Source organism: Pseudomonas sp. GW823-FHT04A03, from assembly GCF_058796615.1.
In genome coordinates, this window is sequence record NZ_JBXAIV010000001.1 from 1,217,451 (window position 1) to 1,235,012 (window position 17,562).

At 61.5% G+C, this 17,562-nt stretch carries 18 protein-coding genes; 12 read left to right on the top strand and 6 right to left on the bottom strand.

All coding sequences use genetic code 11. The annotated features are described in order from the left end of the window. Positions 1-63: 63 nt before the first annotated feature. On the bottom strand, positions 64-951 hold the full coding sequence (locus AC1Q9F_RS05200) for a LysR family transcriptional regulator (RefSeq protein WP_492618756.1): 888 nt from the start codon (positions 949-951) through the stop codon (positions 64-66). Between the two features lie 133 nt (positions 952-1,084). On the opposite strand from AC1Q9F_RS05200, the gene AC1Q9F_RS05205 reads away from it, so the two are divergent. Together AC1Q9F_RS05205 and AC1Q9F_RS05210 are read left to right on the top strand one after the other, a co-directional pair. Beyond that, on the top strand, positions 1,085-2,734 hold the full coding sequence (locus tag AC1Q9F_RS05205; RefSeq protein WP_492618755.1) for a GMC family oxidoreductase: 1,650 nt from the start codon (positions 1,085-1,087) through the stop codon (positions 2,732-2,734). 81 nt (positions 2,735-2,815) lie between these two features. Then, positions 2,816-4,438 carry an MFS transporter gene (locus AC1Q9F_RS05210; RefSeq protein ID WP_492618754.1) on the top strand — a complete coding sequence of 541 codons (1,623 nt, stop codon included), beginning with the start codon at positions 2,816-2,818 and terminating at the stop codon, positions 4,436-4,438. A 49-nt stretch (positions 4,439-4,487) separates the two neighbouring features. On the opposite strand, the gene AC1Q9F_RS05215 is transcribed toward AC1Q9F_RS05210, so the two are convergent. Next, positions 4,488-4,856 (bottom strand): DUF427 domain-containing protein, encoded by a 369-nt coding sequence (locus AC1Q9F_RS05215; RefSeq protein ID WP_085602857.1) that lies wholly within the window; start codon positions 4,854-4,856, stop codon positions 4,488-4,490. A 180-nt stretch (positions 4,857-5,036) separates the two neighbouring features. Between AC1Q9F_RS05215 and AC1Q9F_RS05220 the strand changes: the two genes are divergently transcribed. Beyond that, positions 5,037-6,251 (top strand): MFS transporter, encoded by a 1,215-nt coding sequence (locus AC1Q9F_RS05220; RefSeq protein ID WP_492618753.1) that lies wholly within the window; start codon positions 5,037-5,039, stop codon positions 6,249-6,251. 93 nt (positions 6,252-6,344) lie between these two features. Here the strand turns inward: AC1Q9F_RS05220 and AC1Q9F_RS05225 are convergent, their stop codons facing one another. Further along, positions 6,345-7,751, bottom strand: a complete 1,407-nt coding sequence (locus AC1Q9F_RS05225) for a serralysin family metalloprotease (protein ID WP_492618752.1) — start codon at positions 7,749-7,751, stop codon at positions 6,345-6,347. 279 nt (positions 7,752-8,030) lie between these two features. Between AC1Q9F_RS05225 and AC1Q9F_RS05230 the strand changes: the two genes are divergently transcribed. The 4 genes from AC1Q9F_RS05230 (at position 8,031) to AC1Q9F_RS05245 (ending at position 11,366) form a co-directional block, all read left to right on the top strand. Then, positions 8,031-9,974: a DNA topoisomerase III gene (locus AC1Q9F_RS05230; protein ID WP_492618751.1), complete on the top strand. Its 1,944-nt coding sequence runs from the start codon at positions 8,031-8,033 to the stop codon at positions 9,972-9,974. 47 nt (positions 9,975-10,021) lie between these two features. Continuing rightward, complete coding sequence (locus AC1Q9F_RS05235; RefSeq protein ID WP_492618750.1) at positions 10,022-10,525, top strand: GNAT family N-acetyltransferase; 504 nt, start codon at positions 10,022-10,024, stop codon at positions 10,523-10,525. A gap of 45 nt (positions 10,526-10,570) precedes the next feature. Further along, positions 10,571-10,861 carry a hypothetical protein gene (locus AC1Q9F_RS05240; protein ID WP_158248202.1) on the top strand — a complete coding sequence of 97 codons (291 nt, stop codon included), beginning with the start codon at positions 10,571-10,573 and terminating at the stop codon, positions 10,859-10,861. Between the two features lie 175 nt (positions 10,862-11,036). Next, complete coding sequence (locus AC1Q9F_RS05245) at positions 11,037-11,366, top strand: hypothetical protein (RefSeq protein WP_007950569.1); 330 nt, start codon at positions 11,037-11,039, stop codon at positions 11,364-11,366. A 73-nt stretch (positions 11,367-11,439) separates the two neighbouring features. On the opposite strand, the gene cynR is transcribed toward AC1Q9F_RS05245, so the two are convergent. Continuing rightward, the gene (cynR, locus tag AC1Q9F_RS05250) at positions 11,440-12,318 is read right to left on the bottom strand and encodes a transcriptional regulator CynR (RefSeq protein ID WP_492618749.1); all 879 of its coding nucleotides are present in this window, start codon (positions 12,316-12,318) and stop codon (positions 11,440-11,442) included. 120 nt (positions 12,319-12,438) lie between these two features. On the opposite strand from cynR, the gene cynS reads away from it, so the two are divergent. The 3 genes from cynS (at position 12,439) to AC1Q9F_RS05265 (ending at position 13,895) form a co-directional block, all read left to right on the top strand. After that, positions 12,439-12,903, top strand: coding sequence for a cyanase (gene cynS / locus AC1Q9F_RS05255; RefSeq protein WP_492618748.1), 465 nt, complete (start codon positions 12,439-12,441; stop codon positions 12,901-12,903). Positions 12,904-12,986: 83 nt separating this feature from the next. Further along, positions 12,987-13,223, top strand: coding sequence for a DUF2790 domain-containing protein (locus AC1Q9F_RS05260; RefSeq protein ID WP_492618747.1), 237 nt, complete (start codon positions 12,987-12,989; stop codon positions 13,221-13,223). Between the two features lie 12 nt (positions 13,224-13,235). Next, positions 13,236-13,895 (top strand): carbonic anhydrase, encoded by a 660-nt coding sequence (locus AC1Q9F_RS05265; protein ID WP_007950573.1) that lies wholly within the window; start codon positions 13,236-13,238, stop codon positions 13,893-13,895. 47 nt (positions 13,896-13,942) lie between these two features. Here AC1Q9F_RS05265 and AC1Q9F_RS05270 read toward each other — a convergent pair whose 3' ends face one another. Then, positions 13,943-15,445 (bottom strand): aldehyde dehydrogenase family protein, encoded by a 1,503-nt coding sequence (locus tag AC1Q9F_RS05270; protein WP_492618746.1) that lies wholly within the window; start codon positions 15,443-15,445, stop codon positions 13,943-13,945. A gap of 69 nt (positions 15,446-15,514) precedes the next feature. Beyond that, positions 15,515-16,423, bottom strand: a complete 909-nt coding sequence (gene glsB, locus AC1Q9F_RS05275; RefSeq protein WP_011334745.1) for a glutaminase B — start codon at positions 16,421-16,423, stop codon at positions 15,515-15,517. A gap of 362 nt (positions 16,424-16,785) precedes the next feature. On the opposite strand from glsB, the gene AC1Q9F_RS05280 reads away from it, so the two are divergent. Together AC1Q9F_RS05280 and AC1Q9F_RS05285 are read left to right on the top strand one after the other, a co-directional pair. Further along, positions 16,786-16,989, top strand: coding sequence for an HvfA family oxazolone/thioamide-modified RiPP metallophore (locus AC1Q9F_RS05280; RefSeq protein WP_492618745.1), 204 nt, complete (start codon positions 16,786-16,788; stop codon positions 16,987-16,989). 57 nt (positions 16,990-17,046) lie between these two features. After that, complete coding sequence (locus AC1Q9F_RS05285; protein WP_236195080.1) at positions 17,047-17,562, top strand: HvfX family Cu-binding RiPP maturation protein; 516 nt, start codon at positions 17,047-17,049, stop codon at positions 17,560-17,562.

The window sequence follows — 17,562 nt, forward strand, 5'->3', positions numbered from 1 at the left end:
CTCAACCTCCGCCATTCGAATGACCTTTTGCCGGGCGTTTTAGTTGCATGAAACAGCCGTCCGTTACTGCCCCATCAACAACGCTCGCTCGCCTTCGCACAACCCCACCACGTAATCCCAAACCACCCGCAAACGCACCGACTTGTGCAACTCTCGCCGCGTACTGATCCAGTAACTGCGCTCGATACTCTCATCCGGCAACAGCGCCACCAGATCCGGATCCGACGCCGCCATGTAGCAAGGAAGCACTGCAATCCCCAGCCCCGAACGCGCCGCCTGCTGCTGGGCAATCACGCTGGTGCTGTGAAACACCACCCGTGGGTTACGACAGAAGCTATTGAGAAACATCAGCTCCTGACTGAACAGCAAATCATCGACGTACCCGATCCACGCATGCCGTCCAAGATCTTCGCGACTGCGCAGCGGTAGCGCGTTGTCGAGATAGGCGCGGCTGGCATAGAGCGCGAGCCGGTAATCGGTGAGTTTGCGCGTGACCAGCATGTCCGCCGCCGGCCGCTCCAGGTGAATGCTGATTTCCGCCTCGCGGTTGAGGATGCTGACGAAGCGCGGCACCGCCACCAGTTCCACTTCCAGTCCCGGATAGCGCTCGAACAACCCGATCATGCGACTGGCGAGAAACATGATGCCCAGGCCTTCGGTAACACCAACGCGGATCTTGCCCAGCGGTGCGGTGGACTGAGTGATTTCCTCCTGAGCCAGCAGCGCGACGTTTTCCATGGCTTCGGCGTGCTTGAGCAGCGCCTCCCCCGCCGGAGTCATCTCGTAGCCTTGGGCGTGCTGGACGAACAGCGCGGTGCCGAGGCTTTTTTCGATGGCCTCGATGTGCCGCGCGACGGTCGCGTGCGTAGTGTTCAAACGGCGGGCGGCGGTGAGCAGGCGGCCGCTGCGCTGCAACTCGAGAAAGAAACGCAGGTCGTTCCAGTCGAACATGGCTTGTCCTTGTCGGCTATCGTCAGGAAGCGCTGTTTGAAAACGCACAGCGGCTGCGCAAAAACTAACATTCTTTTGACGAAAGCTAACAACTAGGATGACTGACAACAAAAACAATAAGCGAGGTCAGGGAATGCAGACTTCCCTCGATGAATTCGATTACATCGTGGTCGGCGCCGGGCCGGCCGGGTGTTTGCTGGCCAATCGGCTGTCGGCGGATCCGCAGCAGCGCGTGCTGTTGCTGGAAGCCGGCGGGCGCGACAACTATCCGTGGATTCACATCCCCGTGGGTTACCTGTTCTGCATTGGCAACCCGCGCACCGACTGGTGCTTCAAGACTGAAGAACAACCGGGCCTCAATGGCCGCGCGCTGAGTTATCCGCGCGGCAAGGTGCTGGGCGGCTGTTCGTCGATCAACGGCATGATCTACATGCGTGGGCAGGCCAACGACTACGACGGCTGGGCCGCCGAGGGCAATCCGGGCTGGGCCTGGAATGACGTGCTGCCGCTGTTCAAGCAGAGCGAAAACCACTTCGCCGGCGCGGCGGACTTTCATGGTGACAAGGGTGAGTGGCGGGTCGAACGCCAGCGCTTGTCATGGCCGATTCTCGATGCGTTCCGCAGCGCTGCGGAACAGAGCGGCATCGCCAGTATCGATGACTTCAACCAGGGTGACAATGAGGGTTGCGGCTACTTCCAGGTCAATCAGAAGGCCGGGGTACGCTGGAATGCGGCGAAGGCGTTTCTGAAGCCGATTCGCGATCGGGCCAATCTCACGGTATTGACCGAAGTTGAAGTGGATCGCGTGTTGTTCGAAGACGGTCGCGCTTCGAAGGTCAGCGCCCGCTGGCAGGGTCAACAAAAGAGCTTCAAGGCGCGCAAGGAGATCGTGTTGTGCGCCGGCTCCGTGGGTTCGCCGAGCATTCTGCAACGCTCCGGAATCGGCCCGCGCCCGCTGCTGGAAAAGCTCGGGATCGGCGTGGTGCATGAACTGCCGGGCGTCGGCGGCAACCTGCAGGATCACCTGCAACTGCGGCTGATCTACAAACTGGAAAACGCCCGCACCCTCAACCAGATCGCCGGCAGCGTGTGGGGCAAGATGGGCATGGGCCTGCGTTATCTGTATGACCGCAGCGGGCCGTTGTCGATGGCGCCGAGTCAGCTGGGCGCGTTTGCCCGCTCGGGGCCGGAACAGACCTCGGCCAATCTCGAATATCACGTGCAACCGCTGTCGCTGGAGCGCTTTGGCGAGCCGTTGCACAGCTTCCCCGCGTTCACTGCATCGGTGTGTGATCTGCGGCCGCAGAGCCGTGGCCGAATAGAGATCCGCTCCGCCGATCCGCAAACCGCGCCACTGATTCAGCCCAATTACCTTAGCCATCCCGAAGACCTGCGCGTGGCCGCCGATGCGATTCGCCTGACCCGGCGTATCGTCAGCGCCCCGGCCCTGCAAGCCTTCAATCCGGTGGAATACCTGCCCGGCGCCAGCCTGCGGACCGAAGAACAACTGCACGAAGCGGCGGCGAAGATCGGCACGACGATTTTCCACCCGGTCGGAACCTGTCGCATGGGCAACGACGCGGACGCGGTGGTCGATGCGCAGTTGCGCGTGCACGGCGTGCCCGGTCTGCGGATTGCCGATGCGTCGATCATGCCGCGCATTACCTCGGGCAACACCTGTTCGCCTACGCTGATGATTGCTGAAAAAGCGGCACAGCTGATTCTCAACCCAACCGCCCGGAGTTTTCCCGCCGAAGAAAAAGCACTGACCGCACTCTCTTGACCAAAGGAACAGCGGCGCCCGCCCACAAGGTCGGCGCCGACAGTGGAAACAACAAAAACAATCACTGTGAGGGATACCGATATGTCAGAACACGTTCAGCCTCTGGACGCCGTGCGCAGCACGGACGTCAGCCCCGATACCCGAAAGGTCATCTTCGCCTCGTCCCTGGGGACGGTGTTCGAGTGGTATGACTTCTTTCTCTACGGCGCCCTGGCGGCGGTCATCAGCAAGCAGTTTTTCGCCGGGGTCAACGACACCACGGCGTTCATCTTTGCGCTGATGGCGTTCGCCGCAGGCTTCATCGTGCGGCCGTTCGGGGCGCTGGTGTTCGGTCGGTTGGGGGACATGATCGGGCGCAAATACACCTTCCTCGCGACCATCATCCTGATGGGCGTGGCGACCTTCGCGGTGGGCCTGCTGCCGACCTACGCCAGCATTGGCATCGCCGCGCCGATCATTCTGGTGATACTGCGCATGCTGCAGGGCCTGGCCCTCGGCGGCGAATACGGCGGCGCTGCGACTTACGTGGCCGAACACGCGCCGATCGGCAAACGCGGCTTCCACACCAGCTGGATTCAATCCACCGCGACCCTCGGTCTGCTGCTGTCGCTGCTGGTGGTGCTCGGCTGCCGCTACTTCACCGGCGATCAGTTCGAAGTCTGGGGCTGGCGCATTCCGTTCCTGCTGTCGATCGTGCTGCTGGGCATTTCCACCTGGATTCGCCTGAGCCTGCACGAGTCGCCGGCCTATCTGAAAATGAAAGAGGAAGGCAAGACCAGCAAGGCGCCGATCCGCGAATCTTTCGGTAAATGGGAAAACCTCAAAGTCGTGCTGATCGCCCTGTTCAGTATCAACGCCGGGCAAGCGGTGACCTTCTACGCCGCGCAGTTCTACGTGCTGTTTTTCCTCACCCAGTTCCTGAAAATGGACCCGGCAGTGGCCAACAGTCTGCTGATCATCAGCGTGGTGATCGGCGCGCCGTTCTTCATCTTTTTCGGCTGGCTGTCGGACAAGGTCGGGCGCAAACCGGTGCTGATGCTCGGCCTGTTGCTGGCCACGGCGCTGTACTTCCCGATCTTCAAATCCCTGGCCCACTACGCCAACCCGGCCATCGACCACGCCAGCCAGCAGGCGCCGATCACCGTGGTGGCAGACCCGGCGACCTGCACCTTCCAGTTCGATCCGGTGGGCAAGGCCAAATTCGACAGCCCGTGCGACAAGGTCAAGACCTTCCTGGTCAAGCAAGGCCTGCCCTACTCCAGCGTCGCCGCCCCGGCGGGCAGCGCGGTGCAAGTGAGCGTTGGCGATGTGAAACTCGACGGTTTCGACGAGGCGGCACTGCGCGGCGCCATCACCCTCGCCGGCTACCCGCAACAGGCCGACATGCAGCAGATCAACAAACCGATGATCGTTGCCCTGATTGTCGGCCTGATCATCATTTCCGCCATGTGCTACGGCCCGCTCGCGGCGCTGATGGTCGAACTGTTCCCGACCCGCATCCGCTACACCTCGATGTCCCTGCCGTACCACATCGGCAACGGCTGGTTCGGCGGATTCCTGCCGACCGTGTCGTTTGCGCTGGTGGTGTACACCGGGGATATTTTCTATGGGCTGTGGTACCCGGTGCTGATTACCGGGGTGAGCCTGGTGGTGGGGATGATCTGTCTGCGTGAGACGAAGAATATCGATCTGGACAAGAACTGATTGATAAACGAGTGGCGGGGGCGCAATGCCCTCGCCACCCTGCGGAATCTCAGACTTCCGCCTCCAGCAATTCAAACTTCACCTGATCGGGATAGAACGCCACGTAGTCCTTGATCTGGCTCACCGAAATCTTCGGATGTTCGTACGTCCACACCGCATTCGCCCCTTCATGCCCCGGCACTTGCAGACTGAAATAGTTGGCATCGCCCTTGTACGGGCAGTAGGTGGTGTGGTCGGTGCGGGCGAAGTATTTTTCGTCGATGTCTTCGCGGGGGATGTAGTAGACCGGCGGGTAATTGGCTTCGAGCAGCACCAGTGCTCGGGCGGAGGCGGCGACTTGTATGCCGTGGAATTTCACCAGGAGGCAGCCAGGCTGCTCGGCGATGGTGATGACGGGACTGGGACCGGAAGTTTTCATCGGTTTCTCCTGACTGCGGCGAAGGCACCGGTTCAGGTATAACCCATGCGGGGGAATCTCGTCGGGTTCGCAGCCGAACGGCCTTTCTTCGATCAGATATGACCGCCGCTTGCGAGGGCGGCGGTTTCTGGTTTCATATCACGCGCAAAACAGCCAAATCGCCCACCGACAGGAGTCATCATGCGTAAGGATTACCTGGCTTTTTTCATCTCGCTGTTCCTGTCGCGGCTGGCGGATCAGATCCTGTTGTTCATCGTGCCGTTGGTGGTATTCCAGACCACCAACAGCGCGTCCTGGGCGGGGCTTGCATTTTTCGTCGAGTCGCTGCCGCGCTTTCTCGCGTTTCCGCTGTGCGGGGCCCTGTGCGACAAGTTCTCGCCCATCAGAATCCTGCACATCAGTCAGGTCTACCGGGCGCTACTCTGCGTGCTGGCGGTAGGGCTTTATGCCGTCTTCGGCGGTATCGCATGGCTGGTGGTGCTGTCAGCGCTGTGCGGCGTGCTGACTACTCAGGGCATCATGGCCCGCGAAGTGCTGATGCCGCATATCTTCCAACACTACAGCTACACCAAAACCCTTTCCTACTCGCAGATAGCCGACCAGACCGGACTGGTTCTGGGGCCCTTGGTGGCGGCATTGCTGCTGGAGGTTTCGGCTTGGCACTGGGTGGTGCTGTGGGTGGCCGGACTGTTCCTGCTGGCCGACCTCAGCATGCTGGTGTGGCAACGTTTCAGCCGTATCACCCTGGAGGTGTTCGAGCAGCATCAGGACATCTGGCTACAGCCTCTGCGCATCGCTTTCAGGCATATCCGCGAACTGGCGGAGCTGAAAAAGATCATCACCCTGGCAGTCGGGGTCAACCTGATTGTCGGGGTCACCCTGGCCACTTCGGCGGCCATGGTGCTCGGTCAATACAGCGCCGGCAAGGACGACTACGCCGTGCTGCAAGCGGCTGGCGCGGTGACCACCATCGTGATTCTGTTTTTCCTCGCCCGGGTGGTATTGCCGTTGCGCGTACTGGGTGGCGTTGCCTGTTCGATGCTCGCCGCCGGCGCCTTCATCAGCGCCCTGAGCCCGAACCTGGCGGGTTATGTGCTGGGTTTCCTGCTGATCGTCGGTTTCGACAAGATGTTCAACGTTTACATGCGCAGCATTCGCCAGCGAGTCATTCCCCCTCAGGACTTCGGCAAGACCGTGGGCGTGATCACCCTGCTCAACAACTTGTCGCAACCGCTGGCCGGTCTGCTGGTCGCACTGCTCGCTGCGCCATTGGGGACGCAACGTGTGATTCTGATTCTGGCCGTGCTGGCGACGCTGCTGGGCGTGGCGGCTCTTTGGTGGTTTGCCAGAGTACGTAATGCCCCCGCCACGTCGATCCTCGAGACCGAGCAGTAACGGATTTCACTGTCGTAGAGCGATGTCCGAAAACAAAAAACCGCAGCCTGCGAAGGGCTGCGGTTTTTTCGTTTCAGATTTTCCGTTTTCAGATCAGGCGACGATATCGGTCGCCACGGCCTGCCCCACCACACCCACGGCGAAGTCCACCGAACCCTGGCCTGTCAGGTCGATCATCAGGCTGGTCTGGTTGGTCTGTTCGAAGTAAGTGAGAATCGCGTCGCCTGCGTGCCCGGTGAAGCCGCTGACAAAGTTCAGCGTGGCCGCGCCGGTGGCGAAACCGGCGATGCCCGACAGGTCGATCTTGTCCAGGCCGCTGGTGAAATCCATGATCCAGTCCGGCGCGGTCATGGTGGAGTCGCTGGCCGCGCCGAACACGAAGGTGTCCGCACCTTCACCGCCCCACAGCGAATCACCGCCGCCACCGCCGTAAATGATGTCGTTGCCTGCGCCACCGATCAGGTCGTTGACCGCCGCGTTGCCGATCAACAGGTCATTGCCCGAGCCGCCAATGGCGTTTTCCACGGTCACGCCGTGAGCGATGGACACGTTGCCCACCAGACCGCCGACGTCGGAGAACGAACCTTCGTTGAGGTTGATCTTCTGGTTCTGGCTGAAGCCGGAGAAGTCCAGGGTGTCGTTGCCGCCGCCGTCCCACACCGAGAACACCACTTTGGAGGTGTTCGAGGTGGCGCTGTAGAAGTCACGATCAGCGTTGGAGTTGAAGCCGTACACGGTGTTGTCGGCACGGGTTTCGAAGTTGGCGCCGTAGAGTTTCTGCACCGCGACGATGTCGTCCATCAACGGTGCCGAGGCGTAGGCGCCGCCGCCGTCCTTGCTGAAGTTCTGGTCGGTGTTGGCCTCGCTCCAATAGCTCATCAGGCTGTAGCCACGGGTGTCTTCGGCGTATTTGGCGTCGCCGTAGGTCGGGTTGCCGTTGCCGGCGTTGTAGGCGCCCGGGTGCGACAGGCCGAGGGTGTGGCCGATTTCGTGGGTCAGGGTCTGGCGCCCGTAGTTGTTGGTGTCCGGGGTCTTGTTGACCTGGTACTGATCGTTTATCAGGTACCACGATTGACCGTCGTAGCTGCTGCCCTGCGGCAGGTAGGCGAACGCCGCGCCGCCGGTGCTGACGTCGTAGTTGCCGAAAGTCATGTGGCCGTCGCCGCCCTTGCCTTCGGTGAAGGTTACGTTGGCCACGTCCGACCAAGATTGCATCGCCAGCACGGCCTGGGCCTTTTGCTGGGCGCTGAACTCGCTGAAGTTGCCGAGTTTCGGGTTGTAGTTCGACGGTTTGTCGGTCAGGAGCGTGTAGGTCAGATCAATCTTGCCGTCGGCGTTCTTGTCCTGCCACGACATGCCCTTGCGCAGGATTTCGTCGGCCGCCTGGTCGGCGGTGAACGACGGCTTGCCATTGACGGTCCCGGTGCCACGGTCATACAGGTGGCTGAAGGTGTCGACGGCGGTGAAGGCGCTGCTGGCCTGGGAGGAAGGTTGAGACATGGTGTACGTCCTTGTTTCTGAAGAGTCAGTGTCAGACAGAAAAGCGGCGATCTTCTGGCGAGATCGTCCTGTCACTCGCCCTGATTAGGCAGATTGAACCTGCCACAGCCGCCGACGGGGGCGCTAATCAATTTCTCGATAGCGTCCCGGATTGCCACGACGCGGGCTGTCATGACCGGCAATCCTTTTATCTGTATATCCATACAGATAAAAGTTGCCCGAACGCCCGACTCAGGCCATTCTGTGCGCCTCTTCGGGCAATGATCGACGACGGTGGTTATGCGGCTGTACCTCTGTGAAAAACCTTCCCAGGCCAAGGATATTGCGGCCGTGCTCGGCGCAAAACGTCGCGGTGACGGCTGCTGGCTGGGAACGGACGTCACGGTGACCTGGTGCATCGGCCATTTGCTGGAAACCGCGCCGCCGGACGCCTACGACGCCAAATACAAGCGCTGGGTGCTGGCCGACCTGCCGATCATCCCGGACAAATGGAAAATGACCGTCAAGCCGCGCACCGCCAGCCAGTACAAGGCGGTCAAGCGCCTGCTCGGCGAGGCCAGCGAGTTGATCATCGCCACCGACGCCGACCGTGAGGGCGAGATGATCGCCCGGGAGCTGGTGGAGCATTGCCGCTATCGCGGGCCGATCCGCCGTTTGTGGCTGTCGGCGCTGGACGAAGCCTCGATTCGCAAGGCGTTGGCGGCGCTCAAGCCGGGCGCTGAAACCTTCAGCCTGTATCACTCGGCACTGGGGCGCTCGCGGGCGGACTGGCTGATCGGGATGAACATGAGTCGGCTGTTCACCCTGCTTGGCCGGCAATCCGGCTATCAAGGCGTGCTGCCGGTGGGCCGCGTGCAGACGCCGACGTTGCGGCTGGTGGTGGATCGCGACCGCAGCATCGCCGATTTCGTGCCGGTCGCGTACTGGGCCATCGACGTGCAACTGCTGCACAACGCCACGGCGTTCACTGCGCAATGGCGTGCACCGGGCGATGCTTGTGACGATCAGGATCGCTGCCTCAATCAGGCCCTCGCTCGGCAAGCGGCCGCTGCAATCAGCAGCGCTGCCAGCGCCCGAGTGGTCAAACTGCGCACCGAACGCATGCGCGAAGTGGCGCCCCTGCCTTTCGATCTGGGCACCTTGCAGGAAGTCTGCTCGAAGAAGCTCGGCCTCGGTGCCCAAGAAACCCTCGACATCGCCCAGGCCCTCTACGAAACCTACAAAGTCATCACCTACCCGCGAAGCGATTGCGGCTACCTGCCCGTTAGCCAGCACAGCGAGGCGCCGGGGATTCTTGCAGCGCTGCGTCAGGCCGATCCGGGCCTCGAAGCGTTGCGTGACCATCTGGAGCCGCAACGCCGCTCCCGCGCCTGGAACGACGCCAAGGTCAGCGCTCACCACGGCATCATCCCGACCGCTGCCGCGAAGAATCTCGAACGCCTGACCGGCAAGCACCGTGCGGTCTATACGCTGATTCGCGCGCGGTATCTGGCGCAGTTCCTGCCCAATCACGAATACGACCGTACCCAGGCCGATTTCGATTGCGCCGGGGAAGCCTTGCGCGCGGTCGGCAAGCAGATCATCGAACCGGGCTGGAAACGCGCGCTGCCCGAAGCGCTGGCCCCGGCCAAGGGCCGTGAAGCCCCCGCGCCACAGACGCTACCGACACTGACCCAAGGTGCCGAGTGCGCCGTGGCGGACGTGAAGCTCAAGGACCTGTGGACGCAGCCGCCCAAGCCCTACACCGAAGGCGACCTGATCAAGGCAATGAAGAACGTCGCCAAACTGGTGGAAGATCCGCTGCTCAAGCAGAAACTCAAGGACACCACCGGCATCGGCACCGAAGCCACCCGCGCCTCGATCATTCAAGGGTTGCTGGATCGCGGTTATCTGGTGAAGAACGGCAAGGCGCTGTCCGCCACACCCGCCGCGTTCAGCCTGATCGACGCCGTGCCGCGAGCGATTGCCGACCCTGGCACCACAGCGATCTGGGAGCAGGCGCTGGACATGGTGCAGAGTGGCGAGATGAGTCTGGAAGAGTTCGTCACCAAACAGGCAGCGTGGATGAGCAAGCAAGTGACCCGTTGCGCCGGGCTGAGCCTGACCATCAGCGGCCCGCCGCCTGCCGGCAAGGCCGCTGCGCCATGGAAGAACAAACGCAAGACCACTCGGCGCAAAACCACCGGAACCGGCAAGCGCGCGGCAAAACCGGCAGCCAAATAGCCCGCTGCGCGCTACTGTTTCTGCAGTGATGGTCAGGAGGCAGCGGCATGTCTGTCATCGAACTGCGCGTCGCCCGGCGCGACGAACTGGACACCCTCGAGAACCTGATGCAGTTCTACACCTATGACTTCAGCGAGTGGCTGCCGCTGAAGCTCGGCGGGCATGGGTTCTTCCCGATCCAGTTGAAAGACGATTACTGGCGCCAGCCGGCGACCCGGCCATTCCTGATTCACGTCGACGGCGAACTGGCAGGATTCGTGACCGTGGATGACCACCTCCTCATCGAAGGAGCCGACTACAACATCGGCTACTTCTTCGTCAGCCGACGCTGGCGTGGCCAAGGCGTCGCGCAGTTTGTCGCCTCTGCCCTCTTGAGCCACCTGCCCGGTCGATGGCAGATTTTCCATGTCGACGCCAACCTGCCTGCACAGCGGTTCTGGGCCCGGCTCGTCCCCGAGCTGAGCGGCGGCGACTTTATCCTCCAGACCAAAACAGTGGACGGCTATCCCTGCACGTTCTACTGCCTGCGCAGCCTTTCTCCCGCTGCCTGAACGCCGCTTTTTTCATTCCAGAATGACTTTGTCCGACAATATGTAGTGACCAAGAATAATCACTACAAAACCGTTGACGGCATCGTTTTGCTTTTGCATGATGCAGACGTCTCCCCGATCGGGAGCACTGGCAACACGCTTGAGCAAGCTCGTCTGACCGCCGAGCTGTTTTTTCCGGATACACGCTGCCCACAAGGCAGATTGAAGAAGCTGACCTGGCCTGAACGTCCAGTACAAGGACGAGAAGCGCTGGCGAAAATTCTCAAGACGCTTGTGGTCGACCCTGAAAACGTCGTCAAGGAGCCTCCCGGTTTTCGCTGCTTCTCCTCGTTGTGACGCTATTGCGTAGCAGTTATTCAACACGACTACATGCAACAGACGCATGACCCCGTACTTCACACGGGCGACCGCTGACGTCCTGGTTTCGGTGCCAGGGATCAACTAACCGATGGGCTACCTGTATTAGCGAATCAACTTTGAAAGATCACCAGACTGGTCAAGGGGCAATATCATGAATCTGAACAATCAACCTACTATCGAAGAACTGGCTCGTATGTTCGCTGCGCAAAAAGACAGCCACGACAGCCATATTCTGTGGATCAGCAAGTCGGGTCAGGTCCATATCGACTGCCTGTCGCCCCATGCTGGTGAAGAAGAGTTCGACCGGAACAACCAGAACCTGCTGGCCCGCCTGAAGATGTACCGCCGCGGCCACGGCTACGTCGGCAAGAAAGCCGCGGCCGACAAGGACTTCATCGGTAATGTTCTGCAGACGCTGAAACAGGCGTGGGACTCGATGCAGAACAACAACGAAGTTCGGGTGATTGATCGGTTCTACTGAGTTCTGACTTCAATAAACAAAAGGGCCTGCTTCCGATAAGGAGCAGGCCCTTTTTATTGCTTGCAAACAATGCTCATGAACGGGTTTCCAGCACCATCTCCATGAACGCCACCGCCGCCGCACTGTGATAATTATTCTGGCGCCGCAACAACGCCGCTCCCCGCTGCGGTGCCTCACTCTCGACACGCAACCGGCGCAATGCCCGGTCCTCGGTCGCAATCGCTTCCGGCAACATGGTCGCAATCGGCGCATGCCGGATCACTTCCAGCAACGTACTTACCGAGTTCACCTCGATCTGCACCTTGGGCGTGATGCCGTTGTGGCGGAAGTATTCGTCGATCGACAAGCGCGTGAAGAAGTCTGGCGCCAGCAAGGCGAAATCCAGCTGCGCAATGTCATCCGGGGTCAGCACCGAAGCGCTGTCATACAACGGATGCTCACGCCCGACCATCACTCCCAATGTCTCGACAAACGCCGGAATGCACTCGATGTCCGGATTGCGCACCGGCGTGAAGGCAATCGCGATATCCAGCGAGTCATCCGCCAGCCCGGCCTCGATGTCGTCCATCGACAACTCGAAAATCTCCAGGTGAATCCCCGGATACCGCGCCACGTAATCACGCACCAATGGCCCGACCAGGTACGCCATGAATGTCGGCGTCATGGCCAGCCGCAGTGAGCCTCGGGACAGATCCTTCACGTCATGCAACGCGCGCTTGCCCGCCTCCAGCTCCACCAGCACCCGCCGCGCACACTCGATATAGGCCTGGCCGGCGTCAGTCGGTTTCACCGAGCGCGAGGTGCGGTCGAACAGATCCACCCCGAGGCTTTCCTCCAGTTGGCGGATCTGTTGCGACAGGGTCGGCTGCGACACGTGCAGCGCTTCGGCCGCCCGGGTGAAGCCGCCGTGATCGGCCACGGCCAGCAGGTATCGCAAATGTCGCAGCAGCATGGGACGCTCCATCTATAGGCAGTGCTTATGCTTTGCATTGTATATCGGTCTTGGACGCTATGGATCAATCGGCAGAAGATGAATCCCACACAGCAAGCCAACCCCGAAAGGAGAAGCACCATGCAATCCCAAGCCTACAACGACAGCCGCATCGCCCTGACCACTCGCGCCCTGGATGCCAAGGCTCAGAAAAACCTGTCGTGGCAGGATCTGGCCGACGGCACCGGCCTGAGCCTGGCCTACGTCACCGCCGCCCTCCTCGGCCAGCATCCACTGCCGAAAGCCGCGGCCGAAGTGGTCGGCGACAAGCTTGAGCTGAGCGTCGAAGACATCGCCGCCCTGCAAATCATCCCGCTGCGCGGCAGCCTCGACGGTGTGCCGACCGACCCGACCATCTACCGCTTCCACGAGATGATCCAGATCTACGGCACCACCCTGAAGGCGCTGGTTCACGAACAGTTCGGCGACGGCATCATCAGCGCAATCAACTTCAAGCTCGACATCAAGAAAGTCGAAGACCCAGAAGGCGGTTCCCGCGCCGTGGTCACCCTCGACGGCAAGTTCCTCCCGCTGCGTCCGTTCTGATCCCTCCGGGCCCGCACCCCGCGTGCGGGCCCCTCCAAACCTGAATTGCCAAGTCGTCACCACATCTGTCTGGAGGCTGCCCCATGCAAAAAATTCTGTTGACCCTGGCCCTGTTCGCCGGCCTTGCCGCCCAGGCCCAGGCTGATGAAGAGGCCGTCGCCTATCGCTACGGCATGTCTCTGGACATCGCTGAAGTCGTGAGCACCACCCCGGTGGCCGACGTCTGCGGCGTAGTGCCGGTCGAGATGACTTACCTCGACAGCCACGGCGCAAAACACATTCTTCAATACAGCGAATTCGGCACCGGCTGTTCGAACTGAGAGGACTACACCATGAAAAACCTGATCGAAGGCTTCCTGAAGTTCCAGAACGAAGCGTTTCCACAACGCACCGAGCTGTTCAAACACCTGGCGACTACCCAAACCCCGGGCACCTTATTCATCACTTGCTCCGACAGCCGCGTCGTCCCGGAACTGCTGACCCAGCAAGAACCCGGCGAGCTGTTTGTGATCCGCAACGCCGGCAATATCGTGCCGTCCTACAGCCCGCATCCGGGTGGGGTTTCAGCGACGGTGGAATACGCGGTAGCCGTGCTCGGCGTGACCGACATCGTGATCTGCGGCCACTCCGATTGCGGCGCGATGACCGCCATCGCCCAGTGCAAATGCATGGATCACCTGCCCGCCGTCAGCGGCTGGTTGCAACACGCCGAGTCGGCGAAAGTGGTCAACGAATCGCGGCCGCACGCCAATGACGCGGCCAAGCTGAGTTCGATGGTGCGGGAAAACGTGATCGCGCAACTGGCGAACATCCAGACTCACCCGAGCGTGCGTCTGGCCCAGGAGAAAGGCCTGCTGAATCTGCACGGCTGGGTGTACGACATCGAGACCGGCTCGATCGACGCGCTGAGTGCCGACCGTCGCACCTTCGTCTCGCTGGCCGAGCAACCGTCGACGTGCGCGGTGTACGGTCAGGCAGTCGATGCTGCTTGAAAACACAACGCCGCGCCCGTCATTTCGACGGCGCGGCGTTGTTCTGTTCAGCGTTTTACACCCAGATCGATTTGCGTCATGCGGCTGCGTACGGTGAACACACCGTCACCGGAGAGAATCGCGCTGCGAGCAAAGAGGCGGCCGCTTTCCCAGTTCGAAAGCCCCAGTTCCGGCTTGTTCAGCGCGTACTGTCCATCGACCCAACGGGTGATGCCATTGCCCACGAACGGCGCGTTGACCGCGCTGTAGAAGCGCTCCTGAACCGCCGCGTCTTCGCTGATCAGCGATACAGTGAATTGCGGGCTGTAGCGATTGAACAGCGCGATGGCCTGATCCAGATCGTCGACGATCATCAGGCTGGTTTCCGGGGTTTCTTCCCATTCCCACTCGCGCCCCAATTGCGCTTCTGGCAACGGCTCGGCCAGCGCTTCAGTCTGGTAACCCTCCGCCCGATAGACCTCGACTGTCGCGTTCTGCCAGTCGCCCGGCAGATAGCTTTCGCTGCCTTCGACGATGTGCAGTTTGCAGCCCTGACCGCGCGCGGTACCGGCCTGCTTCAAGGCATCGAGGAATAGCGGCACCAGTTCGGCAGCACGGTCGCGCTGGATCAGGCAGACGTTCAGCGTGTTGCAGACCTTGCGGTCCAGCGAGTTGCGCACCACAGCGGCAAAGCGCTTGGTGTCGGCATCGCGGTCGGCGATCAGCCACGCGCCACCGGTGCCGTGCAGGCTGACGGCGGTGCCGGCCTGCTGGGCGATGCTGCCCAACTGACTGACCGCACGACCCGAACCACGGGCCACCGCCAGCGACAGACGCCGGTCGGCGAACATCGCCCAACCGGCGGCGTGGTTGACGCTCTCCACCAGCGACACCGCACCCGCCGGCAGACCGGCATCGGCCAGCGCCGGGTTCAGGGCGTGGGTGACGATGGCTTGCGCGGTGCCCAATGCATCGCTGCCAATGCGCAGCACGGCAGTGTTGCCGGTGCGCAGTACGCCAGCGGCGTCGGCGAAAACATTTGGCCGGCCTTCGAACACGAACGCGACGATGCCCAGCGGCGACACCACTTGCTCGACCTTCCAGCCGTCATGTTCGACGCTGCTGATGACTTTGCCGCGGGTGGCCGGCGCATCACGCCAGGCGCGCAGGCCGGCGATCATGTCGCGGCGCATGCGCTCATCGGCGAGCAACCGGGTAGTGGAACGGCCGCGAGCCTTGGCCCGTTCGATGTCGGCGAGGTTGGCGGTTTCGATCAGGGCCCAAGCGTCCGGGTTTTCCAGGCGTTGAGCGAACAGATCGAAGAAGCGGCTGATGGCCTCATCCGGCACAGCGGACAACGCGGTAAACGCCGCTGCTGCACGCTCGATCGCCACTGATGCGGCCTGCTGATCCACCACCGGAATCAGCAACAGCTCGCCGCTCACCTGCTCCACCAACAGGTGGTCGCCGGGTCGGAAACGCTCAGCCAGTTCGGGGCTGACCACGGTGACGCGGTTACCGGCGAAAGGGATAGGCGTGCCAGCGACGAGACGTTCGAGCGCGAGAGACATGGAGCGGATTCACCATATTGAGGGCGGCCGGAAAATGTATAGGTTGGCCTCCCTCAAAGCAACACGGCCTCAGAACACCGACCAGCCAATCCGCGAACTGAGCATTTCCAGCGCCGCCATCCCCGCCAGCGAGTTGCCCGCCGTGTTCAGTTCCGGCGACCACACGCACACCGTGAACTGCCCCGGCACCACCGCAACGATACCGCCACCGACGCCGCTTTTGCCCGGCAGACCGACGCGGTAGGCGAAGTTGCCGGCCTCGTCGTAGAGACCGCTGGTGGCCATGATCGAGTTGACTTGCTGGGTCTGGCGGCGAGTAAGAATCTGTTCGCCGCTGTGCTTGCAGAAGCCGTCGTTGGCCAGGAAGCAGAACGCCCGAGCCAGGTCGATGCAGTTCATGCGCAACGCGCAGTGACTGAAGTAGCTGCGCAGCACCGCTTCAACGTCGTTGTGAAAATTGCCGAAGGATTGCATCAGGTACGCCATCGCCGCGTTGCGCGCGCGATGCTGGTATTCGGAGTCGGCGACCTTGCCGTCGACCATCACCTGCGGGTTGCCCGACAACCGTCGCACGAAGTCGCGCATCGACAAGGCTGGCGCGGCAAAGCGTGACTGGTTGATGTCGCAGATCACCAGCGCCCCGGCATTGATGAACGGATTGCGCGGACGGCCGCGTTCGAATTCCAGCTGCACCAGCGAGTTGAACGGCTGGCCGGACGGCTCGTGGCCCAGGCGTTCCCAGATCGCCTCGCCGGAATGTTCGATGGCCTGCACCAGACTGAACACCTTGGAAATACTCTGCACCGAGAACGGCGTCTCGGCGTCGCCGGCGCAATACATCTCGCCGTCGTTGCCATACACGGCGATGCCCAGTTGATTGGCCGGCACGGTGCCGAGGGCGGGAATGTAGTCAGCCACCTTGCCCTGCCCGATCAGGGGCCGGACAGCGTCAAGGATCTCGTTCAACAGCGCTTGCATGCCGGGTTCCGAAGTCTCGCCCCATGGGATTGCGGGGACACCGTGGCTAGACGCTGCGGGTCTGAGGCAAATCACACATTCGAAATAATTGGAGATCCAGTGTGGGAGCGAGCTTGCTCGCGATGAGGCCAATACAGCCAGCACCCTCGGCGCCTGACCCACCGCTATCGCGAGCAAGCTCGCTCCCACAGGTTTTGCGCAGGCTGTGTATCGCAGTGTGTACGGCCCGACGCCCGACACATCCCGCGCACAAATCCGGGCCTTCGCGACACATCAGCGATACAGCCCGACGTTCAAATGAACCTGTCGATCGGCAGCCCCGATCAAGCCTTTGAACTCACCTATCGCATCGGAGATTCACCATGACCAAGCTCTCGAAAACCTCCCTGACTCTCGGCCTGCTGCTTGCCGGTGGCCTGGCCCTGTCCAACGCCGCTTCGGCTTCCGAAGCGTTCAGCGTCAAACAACTGGATCACGGCTACAGCCAGACCCAGGCCAAGGCCGACCCGGCGGAAAAAACCTCGGAAGGCAAATGCGGCGAAGGCAAGTGCGGCGCCGGCGAATAACCCTTTTCACGGGGCACGTCGGTGCCCCGTTTTCTCTTGAATGAATGGAGCCTTCCTATGACCACAGCTCTCTCGTCGGCCGTCAAAGGCCTGCATGTGAACCTTGACCGCGCCGGCCAGTGGCTCGCACCGCTGACCCTGCGCCTGTTCATCGCCTGGGAATTTTTCGAATCGGGACTGGAGAAATTCAACGGCCAGAACTGGTTCGAAGACATTCAGGAGCGGTTCCCGTTTCCCTTCGACCACTTGCCCGCCACGCTGAACTGGGAACTGTCGATGTGGGCAGAGCTGATCTGCGCGCTGGCGATCCTGATCGGATTCGGCACGCGGATTTCGGCGATTTCGCTGATCGTCGTGACCGTCGTCGCCACCGCTGCCGTGCACTGGCCGGCGGACTGGTCATCGCTGAGTGAACTGGCCCAGGGTTACGCGATCACCAACAAGGGCTTCGGCAACTTCAAGCTGCCGGCAATTTATCTGGCTGCGCTGGTGCCGCTGGTGTTTGCCGGGGCCGGCAAGTTGAGCGTGGATGCGTGGCTGGCGCGGTTTTTCTGGAAACGCGCCAGCCGCTGA

What these genes read in the sequence shown, in the direction of transcription:
- AC1Q9F_RS05215 (WP_085602857.1), bottom strand. Translation starts at nt 4,856, where the DNA reads ATGAAAACTTCCGGTCCCAGTCCCGTCATCACCATCGCCGAGCAGCCT.
- AC1Q9F_RS05285 (WP_236195080.1), top strand. Translation starts at nt 17,047, where the DNA reads ATGACCACAGCTCTCTCGTCGGCCGTCAAAGGCCTGCATGTGAACCTT.
- AC1Q9F_RS05230 (WP_492618751.1), top strand. Translation starts at nt 8,031, where the DNA reads ATGCGGCTGTACCTCTGTGAAAAACCTTCCCAGGCCAAGGATATTGCG.
- AC1Q9F_RS05225 (WP_492618752.1), bottom strand. Translation starts at nt 7,751, where the DNA reads ATGTCTCAACCTTCCTCCCAGGCCAGCAGCGCCTTCACCGCCGTCGAC.
- AC1Q9F_RS05210 (WP_492618754.1), top strand. Translation starts at nt 2,816, where the DNA reads ATGTCAGAACACGTTCAGCCTCTGGACGCCGTGCGCAGCACGGACGTC.
- cynR (WP_492618749.1), bottom strand. Translation starts at nt 12,318, where the DNA reads ATGCTGCTGCGACATTTGCGATACCTGCTGGCCGTGGCCGATCACGGC.
- AC1Q9F_RS05205 (WP_492618755.1), top strand. Translation starts at nt 1,085, where the DNA reads ATGCAGACTTCCCTCGATGAATTCGATTACATCGTGGTCGGCGCCGGG.
- cynS (WP_492618748.1), top strand. Translation starts at nt 12,439, where the DNA reads ATGCAATCCCAAGCCTACAACGACAGCCGCATCGCCCTGACCACTCGC.
- AC1Q9F_RS05260 (WP_492618747.1), top strand. Translation starts at nt 12,987, where the DNA reads ATGCAAAAAATTCTGTTGACCCTGGCCCTGTTCGCCGGCCTTGCCGCC.
- AC1Q9F_RS05235 (WP_492618750.1), top strand. Translation starts at nt 10,022, where the DNA reads ATGTCTGTCATCGAACTGCGCGTCGCCCGGCGCGACGAACTGGACACC.
- AC1Q9F_RS05245 (WP_007950569.1), top strand. Translation starts at nt 11,037, where the DNA reads ATGAATCTGAACAATCAACCTACTATCGAAGAACTGGCTCGTATGTTC.
- glsB (WP_011334745.1), bottom strand. Translation starts at nt 16,423, where the DNA reads ATGCAAGCGCTGTTGAACGAGATCCTTGACGCTGTCCGGCCCCTGATC.
- AC1Q9F_RS05265 (WP_007950573.1), top strand. Translation starts at nt 13,236, where the DNA reads ATGAAAAACCTGATCGAAGGCTTCCTGAAGTTCCAGAACGAAGCGTTT.
- AC1Q9F_RS05270 (WP_492618746.1), bottom strand. Translation starts at nt 15,445, where the DNA reads ATGTCTCTCGCGCTCGAACGTCTCGTCGCTGGCACGCCTATCCCTTTC.
- AC1Q9F_RS05280 (WP_492618745.1), top strand. Translation starts at nt 16,786, where the DNA reads ATGACCAAGCTCTCGAAAACCTCCCTGACTCTCGGCCTGCTGCTTGCC.
- AC1Q9F_RS05200 (WP_492618756.1), bottom strand. Translation starts at nt 951, where the DNA reads ATGTTCGACTGGAACGACCTGCGTTTCTTTCTCGAGTTGCAGCGCAGC.
- AC1Q9F_RS05220 (WP_492618753.1), top strand. Translation starts at nt 5,037, where the DNA reads ATGCGTAAGGATTACCTGGCTTTTTTCATCTCGCTGTTCCTGTCGCGG.